This window comes from Paenibacillus sp. J31P316 (assembly GCF_056269105.1).
Window position 1 is genome coordinate 26975 of the sequence record NZ_JBWDNI010000012.1, and the last position, 18706, is coordinate 45680.

Annotated in this window: 16 protein-coding genes; 12 read left to right on the plus strand and 4 right to left on the minus strand. The window is 56.3% G+C overall.

The window, feature by feature from the left end:
• Positions 1-1146: 1146 nt before the first annotated feature.
• The 9 genes from AC0YNU_RS24520 to AC0YNU_RS24560 all read left to right on the plus strand — a co-directional run bounded on the left by AC0YNU_RS24520 (position 1147) and on the right by AC0YNU_RS24560 (position 11352).
• The gene (locus tag AC0YNU_RS24520; RefSeq protein WP_475761313.1) at positions 1147-2091 is read left to right on the plus strand and encodes an ABC transporter permease; all 945 of its coding nucleotides are present in this window, start codon (positions 1147-1149) and stop codon (positions 2089-2091) included.
• Between the two features lie 16 nt (positions 2092-2107).
• On the plus strand, positions 2108-3037 hold the full coding sequence (locus tag AC0YNU_RS24525) for a carbohydrate ABC transporter permease (protein WP_475761314.1): 930 nt from the start codon (positions 2108-2110) through the stop codon (positions 3035-3037).
• Between the two features lie 100 nt (positions 3038-3137).
• Positions 3138-4664 (plus strand): ABC transporter substrate-binding protein, encoded by a 1527-nt coding sequence (locus AC0YNU_RS24530; protein WP_475761315.1) that lies wholly within the window; start codon positions 3138-3140, stop codon positions 4662-4664.
• 143 nt (positions 4665-4807) lie between these two features.
• Positions 4808-6571, plus strand: a complete 1764-nt coding sequence (locus AC0YNU_RS24535; protein WP_475761316.1) for a sensor histidine kinase — start codon at positions 4808-4810, stop codon at positions 6569-6571.
• Positions 6546-7307 carry a response regulator transcription factor gene (locus tag AC0YNU_RS24540; RefSeq protein ID WP_475761317.1) on the plus strand — a complete coding sequence of 254 codons (762 nt, stop codon included), beginning with the start codon at positions 6546-6548 and terminating at the stop codon, positions 7305-7307. The genes AC0YNU_RS24535 and AC0YNU_RS24540 overlap by 26 nt, the downstream gene beginning before the upstream one ends.
• A 6-nt stretch (positions 7308-7313) precedes the next feature.
• A complete protein-coding gene (locus AC0YNU_RS24545; RefSeq protein WP_475761318.1) occupies positions 7314-8945 on the plus strand; it encodes an ABC transporter substrate-binding protein in 1632 nt (543 codons plus the stop codon).
• A gap of 88 nt (positions 8946-9033) precedes the next feature.
• Positions 9034-10074 carry a dienelactone hydrolase family protein gene (locus AC0YNU_RS24550; protein ID WP_475761319.1) on the plus strand — a complete coding sequence of 347 codons (1041 nt, stop codon included), beginning with the start codon at positions 9034-9036 and terminating at the stop codon, positions 10072-10074.
• Positions 10061-10435 carry a VOC family protein gene (locus AC0YNU_RS24555; protein WP_475761320.1) on the plus strand — a complete coding sequence of 125 codons (375 nt, stop codon included), beginning with the start codon at positions 10061-10063 and terminating at the stop codon, positions 10433-10435. Before AC0YNU_RS24550 ends, AC0YNU_RS24555 begins: the two co-directional genes overlap by 14 nt.
• A 71-nt stretch (positions 10436-10506) precedes the next feature.
• Positions 10507-11352 (plus strand): hypothetical protein, encoded by an 846-nt coding sequence (locus AC0YNU_RS24560; RefSeq protein WP_475761321.1) that lies wholly within the window; start codon positions 10507-10509, stop codon positions 11350-11352.
• Between the two features lie 486 nt (positions 11353-11838).
• On the opposite strand, the gene AC0YNU_RS24565 is transcribed toward AC0YNU_RS24560, so the two are convergent.
• The 3 genes from AC0YNU_RS24565 to AC0YNU_RS24575 form a co-directional block, all read right to left on the minus strand.
• Positions 11839-12333: a hypothetical protein gene (locus AC0YNU_RS24565; protein WP_475761322.1), complete on the minus strand. Its 495-nt coding sequence runs from the start codon at positions 12331-12333 to the stop codon at positions 11839-11841.
• A gap of 191 nt (positions 12334-12524) precedes the next feature.
• Positions 12525-12692 (minus strand): hypothetical protein, encoded by a 168-nt coding sequence (locus AC0YNU_RS24570; RefSeq protein ID WP_161698522.1) that lies wholly within the window; start codon positions 12690-12692, stop codon positions 12525-12527.
• Positions 12693-12857: 165 nt separating this feature from the next.
• The gene (locus AC0YNU_RS24575; RefSeq protein WP_475761323.1) at positions 12858-13715 is read right to left on the minus strand and encodes a helix-turn-helix transcriptional regulator; all 858 of its coding nucleotides are present in this window, start codon (positions 13713-13715) and stop codon (positions 12858-12860) included.
• Between the two features lie 190 nt (positions 13716-13905).
• Here AC0YNU_RS24575 and uxaC point away from each other — a divergent pair, with 190 nt between their 5' ends.
• The 3 genes from uxaC (at position 13906) to AC0YNU_RS24590 (ending at position 17206) form a co-directional block, all read left to right on the plus strand.
• Entirely contained in the window at positions 13906-15315 is a 1410-nt protein-coding gene (uxaC, locus tag AC0YNU_RS24580; protein ID WP_475761324.1) for a glucuronate isomerase, read from the plus strand.
• 297 nt (positions 15316-15612) lie between these two features.
• Positions 15613-15951, plus strand: coding sequence for a hypothetical protein (locus tag AC0YNU_RS24585; protein WP_475761325.1), 339 nt, complete (start codon positions 15613-15615; stop codon positions 15949-15951).
• A complete protein-coding gene (locus AC0YNU_RS24590) occupies positions 15845-17206 on the plus strand; it encodes a peptide ABC transporter substrate-binding protein (protein WP_475761326.1) in 1362 nt (453 codons plus the stop codon). The genes AC0YNU_RS24585 and AC0YNU_RS24590 overlap by 107 nt, the downstream gene beginning before the upstream one ends.
• Positions 17207-17372: 166 nt before the next feature.
• On the opposite strand, the gene AC0YNU_RS24595 is transcribed toward AC0YNU_RS24590, so the two are convergent.
• Positions 17373-18545 (minus strand): MFS transporter, encoded by a 1173-nt coding sequence (locus AC0YNU_RS24595; protein WP_475761327.1) that lies wholly within the window; start codon positions 18543-18545, stop codon positions 17373-17375.
• Between the last annotated feature and the right edge of the window lie 161 nt (positions 18546-18706).

An 18706-nucleotide genomic window follows, 5' to 3' on the forward strand; every position in this document is an offset into this window, starting at 1 on the left:
CGCTGATGGCCGGGACAGCTGCGCTTCAATGCCGGCCATGCCGATGAGCGCTCCCGTGGTGCTCCGCACCAAAGTCGCTCTCCTTCGGCATGCCGGCGCTTGCGCTTGGCCTATCGGCCAGGGGCATGGAATGCGCTTGGCGCTGACGGCTATAGCAGCTGCGCTTCAGTGCCGGCCATGCCGATGAGCGCTCCCGTGGTGCTCTGCACCAAAGTCGCTCTCCTTCGGCATGCCGGCGTTTGCGCTTGGCCTATCGGCCAGGGGCATGGAATGCGCTTGGCGCTGACGGCTATAGCAGCTGCGCTTCAGTGCCGGCCATGCCGATGAGCGCTCCCGTGGTGCTTCGCACCAAAGTCGCTCTCCTTCGGCATGCCGGCGCTTGCGCTTGACGCCGATGAGCGCTCCCCTGGTGCTTCGGTCCCGTGTCACACTGCTAGTCCGACACAAGGCTATCGTGCCGCCTCTAACTTGATATAACGGCAAATCTGCACTTATTTCTCTTCATCCACCGACTACATTCAAAATAAATGCAAATCTGCACTTAATTCGCGTAGAAACACATGAATCAGCGCGAATGCATGAAATTAGCTGCATATTTGCACTTATTTATCGCAAATCATCCATTTATCACGAAATAAATGCATAGTTGCATTTATTTAGATCATCCACCAACTCTGATTTTAGTTGATGCCCCTGGCATTCGGACGAATGTATCCTCGAATACGTGTTCGCGAAAAGAACCTCAGCCGATCATGCCCCTTGTTGCCGGAGGAAGCCTTCAAACTGTCGAATGATGATGGTCGAGGGCTTCTTTTTTTTGGCATCCTCCAACTTTATTCCTACAAATCTAACGTTTGTTGACTGCGGTCTCATGTTTGTTGTCTAGAATGGAGGGGTTCGAATTCTTTACAATAACAACAAGCAGCTGGAATTGATTGCGCTATATATGAATTTGATCACGCTGTATATGGAATTAGCGACAAAAGTTGGATAGTGATTATTGGGAATACCGCTTACTTAGGCGCTGTAACCGCGCAAATCGGATCGGCGCAGGCTCGAAAGCCGCACGGATGTCGGCCAAAGAGCTTACCGGAATCTGAAAGCGTGTACACACTAGAATTTGAACAAACGTAAGGAGTGGCTAACATGGACAAGAAGAGCGGGCGAAAACGCTTGCGGACGCGCTGGCGCACGCAGGATACCGAACTGACGCTTCTGGCCTTACCGACAACGATCTGGTACATCTTGTTTTGTTTCCTGCCGATGTTCGGCCTCATTATCGCCTTTAAGGATTTCAAGATCCACGGGGGCTTCCTGAGCAATGTCATCAACAGCAAGTGGTCCGGCTTCAAAAACTTCGAATTTCTGTTCAAGTCGAACGACGCTTGGGTCGTCATTCGCAATACGCTCGGCTACAATTTGATCTTCATCGTCATGGGTATTTTGGTACCGGTTACATTGGCTCTGATGATCGGTCAGCTGCACAGCGGCAAGGCCGGAAAATTGTATCAAACGATGATGTTCCTGCCGTACTTCCTATCCTGGGTCGTCGTATCCGCCGTCGCTTGGGCGTTCCTGAGCTTCGACAAAGGGATCGCCAATCAGTTCTTGGGCAGCCTGGGCAAGGATCCCGTGAACTGGTACATGGAACCGAAATATTGGCCGTACTTCCTCGTGTTCATGAACATTTGGAAAGGCCTCGGCTACGGCATGGTTGTCTATCTGGCGACCATCACCGGCATCGACAGCACGTATTACGAAGCCGCGGTCATCGACGGCGCTTCCAAGTGGCAGCAAGCGAGATACATTACGCTTCCGCTCATGAAGCTGGTCATCGTCATGATGTTCATCTTGGCCGTGGGCCGCATTTTCTACACGGATTTCGGGCTGTTCTTCCAAGTGCCGCGGGATTCCAACTCGCTGTTCAACGTAGCGACGACCATCGACGTTCTCGTGTACAAGCAGCTTAAGACCGCTACGGTAGGCATGGCTTCGGCTTCCGCATTCGTACAATCCGTGATGGGTTGTGTGACCATTCTGATTGCCAACTGGGTCGTTCGTCGCGTAGACCGAGAGAGCGCAATGATGTAAAGGGAGGAAGCGAAATATGTCTGCAAAAGCGAAATACGAAACGGGTCTGGACAAATTCAACCGGATCGGAACCGGAACGAACATTGTTTTCAATCTCATCTTCATCATACTGGCGCTGCTTTGCCTCGTGCCCGTCCTTGTGGTGCTGTCCGTATCGCTGACGAGCGAGGATTCGATTCGCAGCAGCGGGTACCATCTCTTCCCGGCGGCGTTCTCCGGAGACGCTTATCGCTATATCGCCGAGCAAGGGGCGATGATCACGAAGGCGCTCGGCATCTCGGTGCTCGTCACCGGCGTCGGCACCGTGCTTGGCGTCATGCTTACGACGACGATGGGCTACGCGCTCTCCAGGCCGAATTATAAGATGAAGGGCTTTCTGACCTGGATCGTCTTCATCCCGATGGTGTTCAACGGCGGCCTGGTGTCCAGCTATTACATCAACTCGAATTTGCTGGGCCTGAAGGATACGGTGTGGGCGCTCATTCTGCCGCTGGCCGTCTCGTCCTTCAACGTCATCATCTGCAAAACCTTCTTCAGGAGCACCATTCCGGATGCCCTGATCGAGTCCGCCGAAATCGACGGCTCGAGCCAGCTGCGCATCTTCTTCTCGATCGTGCTGCCGATCTCGCTGCCGGTGCTGGCTACCATCGGATTGTTCCTATGCTTCTCTTATTGGAACGATTGGTTCCAATCCATGCTGTACATCAACAACCAGGACCTGTACTCGCTGCAGGCGCTGCTGAACAGCTTGATGAGCAACGTCGACGCCTTGGCGAAGAATGCGTCCACCATGGGCATCAGCTATGCGGAGCTCGTCGCCACCATGCCGAAGGAATCCGCGCGTATGGCCGTGGCCATCGTCATCGTCGTTCCCGTGGCCGTCGCCTATCCGTTCTTCCAGAAGTACTTCATTTCCGGTCTGACGGTCGGCGCCGTGAAAGGTTAACAAATGCATTCCGAAATAAACCTGGCTTTGCCTCGTTTATGATACCCGCCGCACAATGATGAAGGCGGGAACAAGCAAGAATTATAGGGAGGAAATGTACATGAACAAGACAAAGAAAAGATTGCTTGCAGTCAGCGCCGCGGCGCTCCTGACAACCGCGCTTGCGGGTTGCGGCAACTCGAATTCCAATTCCGAGTCGAATAACACGCCTGCCAACACGAACGCCAACGCCGGGACGAACGCCAACGCCGGCACGAATTCGAACAAGCCTGCCGATTCCGGCGATGTGCCTACGCTGGTATGGTGGACGATCGGCGGCCAAGTGCCGGCTAACTTCGACAAAGCGATCGCAGCCATGAACGAATACACGGCCGAGAAGATCGGTGTGAAAGTCGATATCAAAGTAGCGAGCTGGGGCGACTGGGACACGAAGATCAACACGATCGTGAACACCGGCGAACCGTTCGACATCATGTTCACGAACAACGGCAAGTACAACCAGCAAGTGAACATGGGTGCTTTTGCCGACCTGACCGACCTGGTGCAAAGCGAGACGCCTGACCTCTACAAGCTCATTCCCGAGAAGGTTTGGGACGGCACGAAAGTCGGCGGCAAAGTGTATTCCGTCCCGACGTACAAGGACTCTTCCTTGACGCAATATTGGGTATTCGATGACAAGTATGTACAGAAGTACAAGATCGATACGACCGCAATCAAAACGTTGGCGGATCTCGACAAGCCGCTCCACGATATCAAGGCCGGAGAAGGCAAAAGCTTCTATCCGATGCCGCTTACGCAAGGCGACGGCTTTAACGGCTTCTTTAACGGTTACGACGATATGACGTTGGGTCTGCCTCCGATCGGCGTAAAAGCCGACGACGCTTCCCGCAAAGTCGTGTCCGTTCTGGAACAGCCGGACGTCATGGACGGGCTGAAGCTGCTGCACAAATGGTACCAAGACGGCATCATCAACCCTGACGCGCCGACGAAGACGGAAGCGGACAAAGCTCGCCCGTTCTTCGCAGCGCAAGCGTTCCCGGGTGCGGAAGCAAGCTGGCAGATCAACGAAGGCGTAGCGAAATACGACATGTTCCAAATCTTCGGACCGATCTACACGACGAGCACGATCCAAGGCTCCTTGAACGCGATTTCGGCCAACTCGAAATATAAGAGCGAAGCGCTGAAATACCTGCAGCTGGTCAACACCGATCCGAAGCTGCGCAACATGCTGGCCTTCGGCGAGCTGGGCGTCGACTATGACAACGTGGACGGCGAGAAAGTCATCGAGCGCAAAACGGATACATGGCCGCTGGCAGCGTATACGCAAGGTACGTTCTTCGATCTGGCCGTCACGAAAGGCGCTCCGGTCGATCAATGGGACCAAGTACGCAAGCTGAACGATCAAGCAACGTCCTCGACTACGCTGGGCTTCGCGCTGGATATCAGCAAGCTGAGCACGGAAGTAGCCAATACGAAAGCCGTATGGGACAAATATCGTTATGAACTGATGACAGGCGCCTCCGATCCGGAGAAAGTAGTTCCGAAAATCGTGGCGGAAATGAAAGCAGCCGGCATGGACGCGATTACGAAAGCGGCTCAAGAGCAAATCGACGCTTATTTCAAATAAATCGTGCATGCGATTGGCATCCAGAAGACCCGAACGGATTATGCCGTTCGGGTTTTCTGTTCCGCGGATTTGATTTAGGCCGCATGACGTTATATGGTTGAGCGGTGGGATACGACAAAAGCCTGGTGCAAAGGAGACGCCGCATGCGTTCATTTATGCAGATCAAGATCTACCGCGGCAAATTCATTGCCTATGCGATATTCGTCGTGTTCATCGGCTTGGCGGTAGGCGCGCTCACCTGCGCGGTGCTGCTGGACCAATGGGTGGGCAGCTCGCGGAATGAGGCTGACGGGGCCTTCTCGCGGGTTGAAAATACGCTGCAATTCGATGCCGACCGCATCGAAGCTTACATGCAGCGGGTCTACTCCAATGACGGACTGGTAACCGATATTCGTAATTTCCTCGGCAACAGCGCGCAGGGTTACTTGACGAACAGGCTTCAGGACAGCCGTTATAATCGGCCGCTCGTCTCCTTCCCCGACGACTTGAAGTCCTTTCTGAGCAGCGGGGGACAGGGAGATATCACGCAAGTCAGTTTGCATACGGCGGATGAAGGAAATGTCGTGCGGTTCGACAGCAACGGGAATACGAGCTTCAAGTTCCGGCTGCCGAACGCGGACCCTACGTTCAAGGAGTCGATTCAGAGCGGCTTCGTCTATCGCAAGAAGCTCTCGGATCCGAATCGGATATCCCGCCAGCTGGGCGAATTCCGGTTCCTCGTCAGCAGCGACCGGATATTCAAGACGGCGCAGCAATACGCCTTGAACGAAGCCGCGGCGGTCAGCGGTTCCGGAGACGTGTATCTCATTTCGGGCAGCAACCGCGGCAGTACCGAGGAGCTGGTTCGCCGGGCGGCGGCGGACGGCCGAAGCCATGGCTTTCTGTCGACGGGCTTGCTGGACCGGGCGTATTTCGTAACCTTCCAGTCCACCGAGTTCGATTATCAATTCGTCAGCATCGTGGACCTGGCTTCGCTGATCCGTCAGAAGGCCGACGTGCTGCTCATCGTGTTTCTTATCGTGCTCGCCGCGATGATCAGCGTGCTGCTGCTCATCGTGTACAACCTGCGCGAGGACGCGAACTTCCTGCGTCGGATCATCAATTCCATCGGACGCGTAAAGTCCGCGGATTTCACGCCTGTTCACCAGGCCAGCTACCGGCGCAATGAGTACGGCATGATCGCACGGGAGCTCGATGACATGATCCATCAGCTCGATCGGCATATCCGCACCAATTACTTGTTGAAGCTCAAGCAGCAGGAGACCGAGATGAAGGCGCTTCAGCATCAGATTAATCCTCATTTTCTGTATAATACGCTTGAAGTGATTCGTTCCTTCGCGCTCGTGAACCGAGCTTCCGACACGGCGGATGCCATTACCACCCTTGGCGCGTTGTACCGGGATATCGTGAAGAACGAGAACATCATTACGCTCGGCGGAGAGATGGCGCTGCTTCAGAAGTACTTGAAAATCATGGAGTTCAAATATCCGGACCGATTCTACTATCAGGTCAACGTGGAAGATTCGCTGCTTGCCCTGCCGACGGTCAAGTTCTGGATGCAGCCGCTTGCGGAAAACTTCTTTATTCACGGGTTTAACCCGGAGAGCGAGTTCAACCTGATCGTCGTCAGCGGCTGGGAGGAAGAGGAGCGCTTCGTGCTGGAGATCTCGGACAACGGGAACTGGATCTCCGAAGAGCGCTTGGCCGAGATCCGGAGCAGTCTTGCCAGAGACGACGACGCGAATACGCAGAGCATCGGCCTTCGCAATGTATATACCCGGCTCCATTTCTTCTATGGGCAGGGGTTCTTCATGACCATCGACAATAACGAGCAAGCCGGCGTCAAAATATCCGTTATCCTATCCAAGGGGGCGATTCGAGATGTACAAACTGCTCATCGTCGATGACGAGCCGCAGATTTTGGAGGGAATGAAGGCATCGCTGGATTGGGAGAAGTACGGCTTCGGGCAGATCGAGACGAGCGAGACGTACGAGGGCGCGATATCGAAATCGGTGGAATTCATGCCCGATCTGGCGATCTTCGACGTCTGCATCGGCAAGAAGCGCGGCTATGACGCGATCCATAAGCTCAATGAGCTGCGGCTCCCGGCGAAATATATTATCATGAGCGGCTATGGCGAATTCCAGTATGCGCTGGAGGCCTTGCGCTGCGGGGCGAAGGACTATCTGCTCAAGCCCGTGGATCGCACGAAGCTTCAGCATCTGGTCGAGCGGATCATCGTGGAGGATTGGCACGGCACGCTCGAAGGCGCGGACCGCGGCGACCAAGACGTGGATCCGGTGCTCGGCGTGCGCTACGACAGCCTGTCCAAGCTGACCAATCGCATTCTGCTGATCGTCAAGGCGGAGTACGATCAGAACATCAACCTGAAATCGGTTGCAGAACGTTTTCGCATGAACGGGACGTACCTCGGGCAGCTGTTCCTCAAGGAGGCGCAGATGAAGTTCTCGGAGTATTTGATGGCCTACCGGATGCTCCGGGCCCAGGAACACATTCAGAACACCGACGAGAAGATCGCGAATATCGCGCTTTCCGTCGGCTACCCGAACGCCAACTATTTTTACTCCCATTTCCAAGCGTACTTCGGCAAATCGCCATCGGATTTGCGAAAGAAGGAATAGCGGTCGATGCGACAACTATGGACATGGGCATCATCGAAATGGAATTGGAAGCGGGATCGGGAACAGGATCGGGAACAGGGGGAGAAACGGCAGCTTGAGCGGGAACAGGGACGGGAACGGATTCGTCTCGCCGCCGGCTGCGTGCTTGTCGCTATGCTGATGCTGCCGCTTGCGGGCTGCTTCTCCGGATCCGATAATCGCGAGAATCCCGTATCGTCCGGCACCGCGGTGAATTTGATCTATTACACGATCGGGGATCCCGATCCGGACCTGCGGATGGTCAACGACAAGCTCAACGAGATTTTGGTCAAGAAAATCGGCGTCACCGTCACGTACATCAAGGTGGGGTGGCAGGAGTACGAAGCCCGGCTGAATACGCTCGTCTCGGCAGGCACGCCCTTCGACATCGCGTTCGCGCCGGAGTACACCACGTATGCGCAGCGCGGCGCGTGGCTGAAACTGAACGACTATCTGTCCAATGTGGGGAAGGACATGTACGATGCGATCGATCCGCTCTTCTGGCAAGGGGTGCGAATGGATGACGGCGGCATCTACGGCGTGCCGACCAACAAGGAGTTGGCCGTACGCGATCAGTGGATGTACCCGGCTGCGCTGATCAAGAAGTATGGCATCGACATCTCGAAGTACACCACCTTGGCTTCGCTCGAACCGCTGCTGAAGATGATCAAGCAGAAGGAACCGTCGTATCAGCCGATGGAGCTGGACAAGGGCTCTCAGAATTTCTTTGCTATGGACGGCTACGAGTACTTATCGGATAAACCGCTTCCGTTGATGGTGAAGGCCACGGATCCCGATGCCAAGGTCGTGAATATATTCGAAACCGCGGAAGCCCGGAAAGTGCTGGACATCCTTCGACGCTATTATGTGGCGGGCTATATCAATGAAGATGCGGCCATGAGGGAGAGTCAAGGGCTGGAGCGAGGCGCGAAGGTCTTCTGGAAAGCCGCGGGAGGCGGTCCGCTGTCGGAGAATAGCTGGAGCAAGGATCGCGGCTACAAGCTGGTGGCTTACCCTGTAACGCCTGCATTGATTACGACGACATCGATCCGGGGAGGGGTCATGGCCGTCAGCGCGGATACGCAGCATCCGGTCGAGTCCGTCAAGTTTCTCAATCTGCTGAATACGGATCCCGAAGTGCGCAACCTGCTCAATTTCGGCATCGAAGGCGTGCACTACACCTTGGACCGCAACGGCCAGGTGGTGCCGATCTCGCCTAAGGACAGCAAAGGCAACCCGATCCCGGACGCGCCGCGGAGCTATGCGGGCGTGCAGTACACGCAGGGCAATTGGTTCATCTTGAAGACGATGGGCGGCGAGTTTCCGGATCCGCTCGACAAATGGGATCAATTCCGCGCCGGCAACAAGGAAGCCGTCAATTCGAGCACGCTTGGTTTTACCCCGGATTTGTCCCGCATGCCGATCCAGATGCAGAACATCCAGATGGTCTGGGACAAATACTTTCCCAGCCTGATGACCGGCAGCGTGGATGTCGATACGGAGCTGCCGAAGTTCAATCAGGAGCTTCGGCAGGCGGGCGTCGACGAGCTGCGGGCCGAGGTGCAGCGCCAGCTTGACGCTTGGCGGGCCGCCCGTTCGCAGAGCGGAAGCGCGGGATAATTTCCGCGCGAGACAGGAGTTCCGCCGCCGACCGCGAACAAGGTTCAGAGCGTGTAACGAGCGCATTCACCCTGGGAGGGATTCGGCCATGTGGAAGATGGACGGGTATTTGGAGCATTTGGTTGCGATTGCGCCGGAGGAGCGCTTCAGCGCCCAAACGCGCGAGGAATGGCAGGCTTGGCGGGAGCGTCTGCGGGAGCGGTTCGCGCAGTTGCTCGTAGAACCGGACGGGAAGCGGGAGCTCTCGCCCGAGCTGCTGGAGTCGGTGGACTGCGGCGATTATACAAGGGAACGAATCAGCATCGCGACGTACGGTCCGCTGTTCATGCCGGCGTACGTCTTGATCCCGAAGGCGTACGAGCCGGAGCGAGGCGCGGTCATTGCCATTCACGGTCATGGCTACGGAAGCCGAGATCTCGTCGGCTTGAATCCGGATGGTACGGATAAGACGGGCGACGCGGCGGGCTATCAGAAGAACTTTGCCGTAGAGCTGGTGCGGCGCGGCCATCTGGTCATCGTGCCCGAGCTGCTCGGCTTCGGGGACCGCAAGCTCGCCGAGGATGCCGAGAAGGGAGATTCGTGCTACAGATTGTCCACGAATCTGCTCGTTATGGGGCAGACGATGGCCGGCCACCGCGTGTTCGAGACGCTGCGCTGCGTGGATTACGCGCTTGCGCGCGGAGACGTGGCGGCGGATCGGATCGGCTGCATGGGCATTTCCGGCGGCGGGCTGGTCTCGGCATTCGCCGCAGCGATCGATGAGCGGCTGTCGGCCGCCGTCGTCAGCGGCTACGCCAATACGTTCCAAGCGAGCGTTTTGGCCGTCCCTCACTGCATCGACAATTTCATTCCGGGCTTGTCGCAGCTCGCCGAGATGCCGGACCTGATCGGCTTGATCGCTCCCCGGCCGCTGTTGATCGAAGCCGGCACGAGAGATCACATCTTCCCGCTGCATGCCGCCGATGAGGCGGTGGACAAACTCAGCAGTATTTATGATCTGCTGGATGCGGAGACGCAGCTGGCGTACGATCGGTTCGAGGGCGATCACGAGATTTCGGGGAAGCTCGCATTCGATTGGTTCGGAAGCCTATGGCCGTCCCGGGAGGCAGACGCAGATGGACGCGCGTAAGCTTAGACCTTTCGTTCCGTCGGGGGAGGATTACGCGCTCACGCAGCGATTCTTCGAGGAGCTGGGGTTCGAGAAACGGTACGCGGACGAATCGATCAGCCTGTTCCGGGTTGGCGATCAGGAGTTTTATTTGCAGAACTTCCATGACCAAGCGGTTCAGGATCAGTTCATGCTGGAGCTGGCAGTCGAGGATTTGGACGGCTGGTGGACCCGCATTCAAGCCATCTCGCAGAGCGGGGCATACCGGATCAAGGCAAAGGAACCGACGAATTATCCTTGGGGGAAGCGCGAAGTGCATCTCATCGACCCGTCAGGGGTATGCTGGCATTTCTCGGAATGGCCTGTCGCGGAAGGGCCGTGACGCTGCCGATGAATTCCTTTACAATGTAGGAAGCTAAGCATCATATCCATGGAATTACGAGGTCAGAAGAAATGACGGATAAACCGACCGCTGTTGAAGACGCGCGCGGCAAGGCGCCGCAAGAGAATAAATCGCTGCTCGTGCCCGTCCTCTACGGCGGGTTTGCTTTTGTATTCATGCTCGGTGCCGTGTTATTCCTGCTGGTTCGTCCTTTCGGCGGCCAGCCGAAGGATGACGAGCTGAACATGCCTCATGCTTATAGCTATAGCGAGGTAGCTGCTGCGAACGGCATGGACTTGCATGTTTTGATGACGCGTCCGGATAACGTCCGTCCCGCGTCGATCCATAAGAACGTGGCGGTCGGACCGTATTACGGCGTGAACGGCGGCTTCTTCTTCCAGGAGTCGCTGCTCAGCATCGCCGTCGTGGACGACATGCCCGTCAATGCGGCGCCGAATGTCTACGGAGCGGGCGATCTCAATGCGAAGTACGCGCGCGGAACGCTCGTGTGGGACGGAGCGGCGGGAAAGCTGAGCGTGCAGACCGTCAGCTCCGCGGCGGATTTGCGCGTCACGGACCGCTCGCGTTACTGGGCGCAGGGCGGAATCTCCATGAGCCTTGGCCAAGACGATAGGTGGCTGGCGCAGGCGGAAGCGGAGCAGGCGCCGAATATCGATGACAAGCGGCTCCGTTCCGCGGCCGTCTACGACGACGCCGGCAGCCTGTATCTCGTCGTCAGCACGACGAAAGGAACGCTCGCCGATTTCCGTTCCGCGATCCTGGAGCGGATCGGGGCGGGCAAGCTCTCCGGCGGCATCTTCCTCGACGGCGACGGCTCCTCGCAGCTGCGCAGCCGCGAAATCCGGCTGAGCGGGGACGGGCGGCCGGTCGTGCAGATGCTGCGGCTGTTGGAGTGAGGCATTGCATTGCGGCCAGCACTTGCCGGCACAAAAAACGGAGCGCCGACTGGGCAGAAGTCGGGCGCTCCGTTTTTTTGTTGATTCAACGTTTGCGAGCCGTCGCTGCGAGATAGGCGACGGCGGCTTCCGTGGGGCGATGATAGTCCCCAATATTTCGACGGCCTAAGGTTGGTGACGTGCATACAACCCACCTATCTAAACGCCCAAGCCACTACATAGCGAGGGAAAGCCGTTATTTAGCAGCTTTCCAGGCCAAGCCGCCACCGAGGAAGGTACGAAAGCTGCTGTTTTGCAGCTTTATGACCTAATTGGACTGCCTGAAGCTTGAAAAACTGCTATCTAGCTGCTTTCAGAACCAAATCACCACGAAGGAAGGCGCCAAAGCTGTTGTTTGGCAGCTTTCCAATGTTTTTTGACTATAGGAGATTTAAAAAGCTGCTATTCAGCAGATTTTTAAGCCAGGACTAGGGTGAATGCCCCGATTCATCCCTCGACTTCGCCGGCGGTCCCATCCGGACCACCGGTGATTTCAATAACGAACACGGAGCTGGAATCCCCTTCGGCAATGCGCTTATTTTTGTTTTTCAGCCATGTGGCGGACAGCGCGTAGTAGTAGATTCCTTTTTCTCCGGGAGCTTGAAAGGAATTTTCGGATATCGCTATTTGCTTGTAGACGCCGTCATGAAATTGAGTCAGGCTGGTCTCGGTCGGCTGTTTTCCTTCGTACTTAAACATCATGTTAGCATTTGCGGCCACGGCGTCTTTCTCTTTATCCTTTAGCATTTCTTCGGCGCTGACATAATCCGCGCATTCATAACCCCAGCAGTAACTGCTCTGATACACCTTAATGGCTTTTCCATTAGCGGTGACTTGCGGCAGAGGAGGCGAATCGCTCAGCTTCGATTTGTTGTCTCCTATCCTGCACGCACTCAACAACAAGGCAATCGCAACGAAAATAGGCAGCCATTTACGAATCATGGAATCCCTCCGTTCAATTATGCAGACGAAGCGACAATCCAATTTGTTCCAAATACATCCACTAGAACCAAACCAAAAAAAACAGCCTCCTAGTCGAGGCTGCGGGGTTAAACATGGATTCAAACATAATGGCATTCAGTTAAGCGATCGGTTTATGCAAGTGGCGACCTTGCAGACTCTTTCTGAGAACGCTATTCCTTCGCTGCGCGCGCCGCTTTACGCTTCTTATACGCACTGACGTTCATCCAAACGCCAATGAGCAGCAGCGCGACGCCGAGGACATAATTCACGAACAAAATATCGACGATTCCGTATCCGATAAAGAAGATGCTGACAACTACAAGCAAACGCGGATTCACTTTACTATGCACCTCGCTTCATCGCTGGGTAAGCTATTGCTAGAAGTATAGCGTAATCGGCGGCGATTGGCTAGATGAAGATGTTAGATAAAATGACATGAAACTACTGCTGTGCGGTCCATGCGCACAAGCTGTCACGTGTCTTAGCGTCCTGCTGCGCCCCGTTTACAGCCGGTTCAGCTTCCGATACAGCAGCGGCGTCGTGCCCGTCAGCTTCTTGAACATGCGGTCGAAATGACCCGCGCTTTCGAAGCCGGTCCGCTCCGCAACGGAGATGACCTTGAGGTTCGTCTCCCGAAGCAGCCGCTGCGCCTCGCGAATGCGGGTCAAATTCACGTATTCGATCAGCGTAAAACCGGTCACCGCCTTGAAGGAGCGGCTGAGGTAATACGGGCTGACGAAGAATCGTCCGGCCAGGTCTGGGAGCGTAAGCTTCGTCTCGAAGCTGCCGCCAATGAACGCGGCAACTTCGGTGATCTTCCGATGCAGCGAGTCGCGCTGTCCGCCGTCTTCGGGCCGCTCGTCGACGGGATGGCGCGCGGCGAACAGCAGCAGCTCCGTGAGCAGCACGCGCAGATAGACCTCGCGGCCGGGTCGCTGCTGGGCGGCTTCGGCGACCATTTTGGCGAGCAGCTGTTCCGCGAAGACGCGCTCCTGCGAGCTTAGCTTCAGCACGCAGGCTTGCTGCGCGAATGGTTCAAGGAGCAGCGGGTCATGCAGCGGATGGGCCGCGCCGAGGAAAGCGTCGCTGAAATTAATGACGATGCGCTCATGCTCCGGCGGACCGATATCGGAAGCGTTATGGACGACGCCTTTATTGACGAGGACGAGATCGCCGGCCGTTAGCCGAACGGTCCGACGGTCGATGAAATGCACCCGCTCGCCGGATTGCAAATAGTAGATTTCGTAGGTAGGATGGAAATGGTTTACGCGCCCGAACGGCTTCGTCCGATGCACCTGGTGGATATAGAAATCCCCTTCCTCGTCGCCGAACGTGACGGGTTGATCCGGTATGAGCTTCATGGCGTTTCCTCCATTCGTTCGCGAGATTGCAGACATGCCGTGGCGAACTTGCAGCCTGCCTATTCCGTTTGATTTTATCGCAAAATAAGTGAAGTTTGAATGGCATTGAGCAAGAAAAGCCGCGATTCAGGGCAAATGTTGCGGTATGCTGGCAATATATGATTGCCCAAAGGATGGTGTCTGCTCGATTATGAAAGCGTTTATGGATGACGACTTTATGCTGAACAACGAGACTGCCAAGCAATTGTACCGCGAATACGCGGCCGACATGCCGATTATCGATTACCACTGCCATTTGAGCCAGCAGGAGATCTACGAGAATCGCAGCTATGCCAACCTGACGGAGGTATGGCTGTACGGCGATCATTATAAATGGCGGGCGATGCGCGCGAACGGGGTCGAAGAGAAATATATTACCGGCGGCGAAGGCGTCAGCGACTACGACCGGTTCCTGGCTTACGCCCGCACGGTGCCGATGACGGTAGGCAATCCGCTCTACCATTGGTCGCATCTCGAGCTGCGGCGGCTGTTCGGCATCGAGGAGCTGATCAACGAACGGAACGCGCCGGTCATTTGGGAGAAAGCGAACGCCAAGCTGCAGGGCGGCGGCTTCTCCGTTCAGGATTTTATCCGGGGAGCGGGCGTCGAGGTCGTGTGCACGACGGACGACCCGGCCGATTCGCTGGAGCATCACCAGTTGCTCGCGGAGCAGGAGGCGAAGTTAGGCTTCCGCGTGCTCCCATCCTTCCGTCCGGACAAGGCGCTGGAAATCAACCGTCCGGCGTTTCTCGGCTATCTCGAGAAGCTAGGCGATTCGGCTGAACGCAAGCTGGCGAATTACGACGATCTGCTGCATGCGCTGGAGACGCGGGCGAGGTTCTTCCATTCCGTCGGCGGCCGGGTATCCGACCATGCGCTGGATTACGTGCCTTGGGCGGAGACGACGCATGAGGAGACGACTCTTATTTATGAGAAAGCGCTGCTCGGCGAAGGCGTAACGCTGGAGGAAGAGCGGAAGTACAAGACGTATACGCTGCTGTTCTTGGGACGGCTGTATGCGGAGCTCGGCTGGTCCATGCAGTATCATATGAATGCGCATCGCAACAACAACGCTCGCAGGCTTGGAACGCTCGGGGTGGATACCGGCTTCGATTCCATCGGAGACAGCCCGGTGGCGGTGGCGCTCGTCCGGCTGTTGGACCGTTTGGACGCCGACGACCAACTGCCGCGCACGATCGTCTATTCGCTGAATCCGTCGGACAACAACGTGCTGGCCGCGCTCATCGGCAGCTTCCAGGGCGGAGGCATCCCGGGCAAAATCCAGCTTGGCGCCGCCTGGTGGTTCAACGATACGAAGGACGGCATGCTGGAGCAGCTGAAATCGCTCGGCAATATGGGGCTGCTGCCCCGTTTCGTCGGCATGCTGACGGATTCCCGCAGCTTCCTGTCGTACACGCGGCATGAATATTTCCGCCGGATCTTCTGCAATCTGCTCGGCGAATGGGTGGAGCAGGGCGAAGCGCCGAACGATCCGGAGCTGCTGCGGGAGATCGTGCAGGGCGTTTGTTATCACAACGCGAAGGCTTATTTTAGGTTTTAGATAGTAGCTTTTGAAAGTAGCTTTTGAAAGTAGCTTTAAGAAAGTAGCTTTAAGAAAGTAGCTTTAAGATAGCAGCTTTTAGATAGCGTCTTTTAGATATTAGGTTTAGATTATAGGTTTTATTGGTTTTCAGCTGCAGCTGTCCGTAATGAAAGAGGACCCGGGGTTCACCGCTTTGGCGGGCCTGAGGTCCTTTTCAGCGTTGCATGGCCCGGAGACTGGGCTTAGTTTCTTCTACCAACGACCTCCTATGCATGATATAGTTTTGGATGATTAGACAGCATGGGAGGATATATCGTGATTGGATTAAAGTTATTATTGGCGGGCGTGCTCGGAGTCGGAGCGGCCGGGGCCGGAGCGAGCTCCGTACCTGCGCCAAACTGGAAGCAGCAGCTTGCGATCGGTTCGTATTCAAGTCCGTCTTCGCTCGATCCGTCGGATGCCGCCGATTCGGAAACCGCTTCGGTCGTGGGCGGGCTGTTCGAGGGTCTGGTCCGGCTCGACGAATCGGGAAAGGCCATTTCCGGGCATGGCGACCGGTTGGAAGGTTTCGGCCGATGGGAAGACATATACCTTTACGATTCGTTCCGGCGCAAGGTGGAGCAACAAGCAGCCGGTGAAAGCTTCGGACTTTGAATATGCTTGGAAGAACAGCCTCGCGCCGGCATCGTACAAGCCTGTGGTCTATAAGCTGTTCGTCTTGGAGAATGCAGAGGCGTACAACGCGGGAACCCTGAAGGATACCTCCAAGGTCGGCGTCAAAGCCATCGACGAGCATACGCTGCAGGTGACGTTGAAGGAGCCGATCGCGTATTTTCCGCGCATGCTGGCGGAACCGATCTTCGATCCCGTGTATGCGCCGGAGGCGAAGGCCAACCCGCAGTGGGCACAGCGGCCCGGAACCGTCGCGACCAACGGTCCCTTCAAGCTGAAGGCTTGGGACGAAGACGGAGTGAAGCTTGCCAAGAACGCGGACTACTATGACGCCGCCGCCATTCATTTTGCCAACGTTCGGTTTGACGCATCTACGGGAGAATCGCAGGCGAGCAAATATGTAAGCGGCCGGATCGACTGGTTCGACGCTACCGGTATGGACATGTCCGATATCCCGGTCAAACTAGGCAAGCCGTTGAGCCAAGACATGGCGCTCATGCCTCTAGCCTCCACGTACTATTATCAGATCAATTTGAACAAACGGCCCTTTACGAACCTAAACGTACGCAAAGCGCTGGCCATGGCAATCGATCGCCATTCGATCGGCTTCGGGACGCCGGCGTTCGGCTTCGTTGCGAACGGAATCGCGGGAGCGAAGCAATCCTTCCGCGACGAAGTACCCGACGGCGCGTATTTCGCGGAAGACGCGGCGGCGGCGCGGAAGCTTTTGGCGAAAGGCTTGGCGGAAGAGGGGTTGAAGGAACTGCCTCCGATTACGATTATCATGAACGCGGGCGTTCACGAATCGATCGCGAAGTCGGTTGCCGCAGCGTGGAAGCGTAATTTGGGCGTCTCGGCCTCCATCAAGGTGCAGGAATGGGGCGAGCTGCTGAAGAACCGCCACGAGCAGCGCTTCGATATCGCAAGGGCCGGATGGGGCGCCGATTATAACGATCCCGCGACTTTCCTTACGTATTTCGCGTCTTGGAGCGCCGACAACGATTCCGGCTGGAGCAGCCCGGCCTACGACGACATTCTCAAGCAAGCGAACCGAACGACCGATATCGCGGCCAGAACGCAGCTTTATGCCAAGGCGGAGAAGCTGTTGATCGACAATATGGTCATCCTTCCGCTCTATTACTACGTGTCCAACATCGTGCATCGGCCGAATTTGAAGCATGTGTACATGGAGTCTGGCGGCAGCGTGGCGTATGCGAGAGGATATTTCGAAGCCTAGCATTAGAATGTAACAACAAAGCCCGGCGGGGGTCGCCGGGCTTTGTTGCGTTGCTGAGGGTGTCTCTTGACGGAGTATAGGGTGCACCGAATGTGAATGACCAATTGCGCTGCAAGATCGCCTATTCGCTTCATCGGACGAATGCATGTTAGGCGTGAAAGGCCGCTCAGCTAGCGAGCCGTGCCTCAGCCGCTTCCTTCCGCTCCTGCGACCGGAAGACGAGCGCGAACACGAGGACGCAGAAGACGGCAGCCAGCGAATTGTAGAAAAACATGTTACGCATGCCGAACGCTTCGCTGCCGACGCCGCCGACCAGACTGCCGATGATGCGCGCGAGGCCCATGGTGATCAGGCCGTTCAGCGTTTGCCCGCTGGCTTTCAGCTCGCTCGGCACTTCCTTGTTGATGAAGTTGGCCATGGTAACCGTCAGCACGATGAAGATCAGCCCGTGCAGCGCCTGCGTCGGCAGGAGCCAGACCGGACTGTGGATCGCCGAGAACAGGTACCAGCGCAGCGCCGCGGCCGCTCCCGCGCCAAGGAGGATATGCCAGGTTCGGAACCGTTTGAAAATACGGCTCGACAGCAGCAGAAACGGGACCTCGCTTAAGGACGAGATGACCATGGACCAGCCGAGCCAGGCGCTGTCTCCGCCCATCTCCTTGAAGTAGAGCGGGAAGAACGCGTAATAGTAGCCCAGCGTTACCTGAAAAACGAAATTCGCGCCGATGCAGAGCATCAGCTTGCGGTTGCGCATCAGCCCCCATACGGACACTCGCCGGCGGCTTCTCGCTTGATGGCCTTCGATCGCCGGAAAGCGCAGCACGAGCAGCAAGCAAATCGCCAGCAGCCCGGCATATACGCCGAACAAGAGATCGATGCGTTTCTCGGCGAGGATACCGAATACAATCGACATGATGGCGAAGCCTACCGTACCGCCAAGGCGGATGCGGCTGAAATCCCCTCGTCCGCGCTTATCCAGCGCCTCCAGCGTGACGGCATCGCTGAGCGGGAAGATCGAGGATTGGAAGAACGTAAAGATACAGATGATCAGCAGCAGCAGCATAAAATTACTGGTCAGCGGATAGAGCAGCGACGAGAGTCCGGTACAGACGAGCAGCAGAATAAGGACGCTGTTCTTGGTCTTCGCGCGATCGCTCAGCAGTCCCCAGAACGGTTGGGCCAATATCGCGATCAGCGGTCCAAGGCCGAGCAGGGTTCCGATTTGCGACTGCGTGAAGCCGGCGTGCTGGAAGTATAGCGGAATAAACGTGCCGTAAACGGCGTTGCCCATGTAGAAGAAGAAGTAGAAGAGCAGAAAATACACAAGATTAACCGGCATGAAAGGGACCTCTCTTGGTGCTCGGGAGCAGAATGTGAACGTGCTTCATATATGTAGTTCCCCGCGCGCCGGCGAATTCCTTCCTGCCCCGCAAGGCGACACGGTTGTGAAAAAAGGCACGGAAGGCAAATTGCGTCGCCTCCCGCGCCGAATATTGGTGA

Excerpts from the sequence above, each read along its gene's own strand:
- AC0YNU_RS24550 (WP_475761319.1), top strand. The coding sequence starts at position 9,034 with ATGTGGAAGATGGACGGGTATTTGGAGCATTTGGTTGCGATTGCGCCG.
- AC0YNU_RS24595 (WP_475761327.1), bottom strand. The coding sequence starts at position 18,545 with ATGCCGGTTAATCTTGTGTATTTTCTGCTCTTCTACTTCTTCTTCTAC.
- AC0YNU_RS24590 (WP_475761326.1), top strand. The coding sequence starts at position 15,845 with ATGGCGACCGGTTGGAAGGTTTCGGCCGATGGGAAGACATATACCTTT.
- AC0YNU_RS24520 (WP_475761313.1), top strand. The coding sequence starts at position 1,147 with ATGGACAAGAAGAGCGGGCGAAAACGCTTGCGGACGCGCTGGCGCACG.
- AC0YNU_RS24525 (WP_475761314.1), top strand. The coding sequence starts at position 2,108 with ATGTCTGCAAAAGCGAAATACGAAACGGGTCTGGACAAATTCAACCGG.
- AC0YNU_RS24540 (WP_475761317.1), top strand. The coding sequence starts at position 6,546 with ATGTACAAACTGCTCATCGTCGATGACGAGCCGCAGATTTTGGAGGGA.
- AC0YNU_RS24555 (WP_475761320.1), top strand. The coding sequence starts at position 10,061 with ATGGACGCGCGTAAGCTTAGACCTTTCGTTCCGTCGGGGGAGGATTAC.
- AC0YNU_RS24575 (WP_475761323.1), bottom strand. The coding sequence starts at position 13,715 with ATGAAGCTCATACCGGATCAACCCGTCACGTTCGGCGACGAGGAAGGG.
- AC0YNU_RS24565 (WP_475761322.1), bottom strand. The coding sequence starts at position 12,333 with ATGATTCGTAAATGGCTGCCTATTTTCGTTGCGATTGCCTTGTTGTTG.
- AC0YNU_RS24560 (WP_475761321.1), top strand. The coding sequence starts at position 10,507 with ATGACGGATAAACCGACCGCTGTTGAAGACGCGCGCGGCAAGGCGCCG.
- AC0YNU_RS24535 (WP_475761316.1), top strand. The coding sequence starts at position 4,808 with ATGCGTTCATTTATGCAGATCAAGATCTACCGCGGCAAATTCATTGCC.
- uxaC (WP_475761324.1), top strand. The coding sequence starts at position 13,906 with ATGAAAGCGTTTATGGATGACGACTTTATGCTGAACAACGAGACTGCC.
- AC0YNU_RS24530 (WP_475761315.1), top strand. The coding sequence starts at position 3,138 with ATGAACAAGACAAAGAAAAGATTGCTTGCAGTCAGCGCCGCGGCGCTC.
- AC0YNU_RS24545 (WP_475761318.1), top strand. The coding sequence starts at position 7,314 with ATGCGACAACTATGGACATGGGCATCATCGAAATGGAATTGGAAGCGG.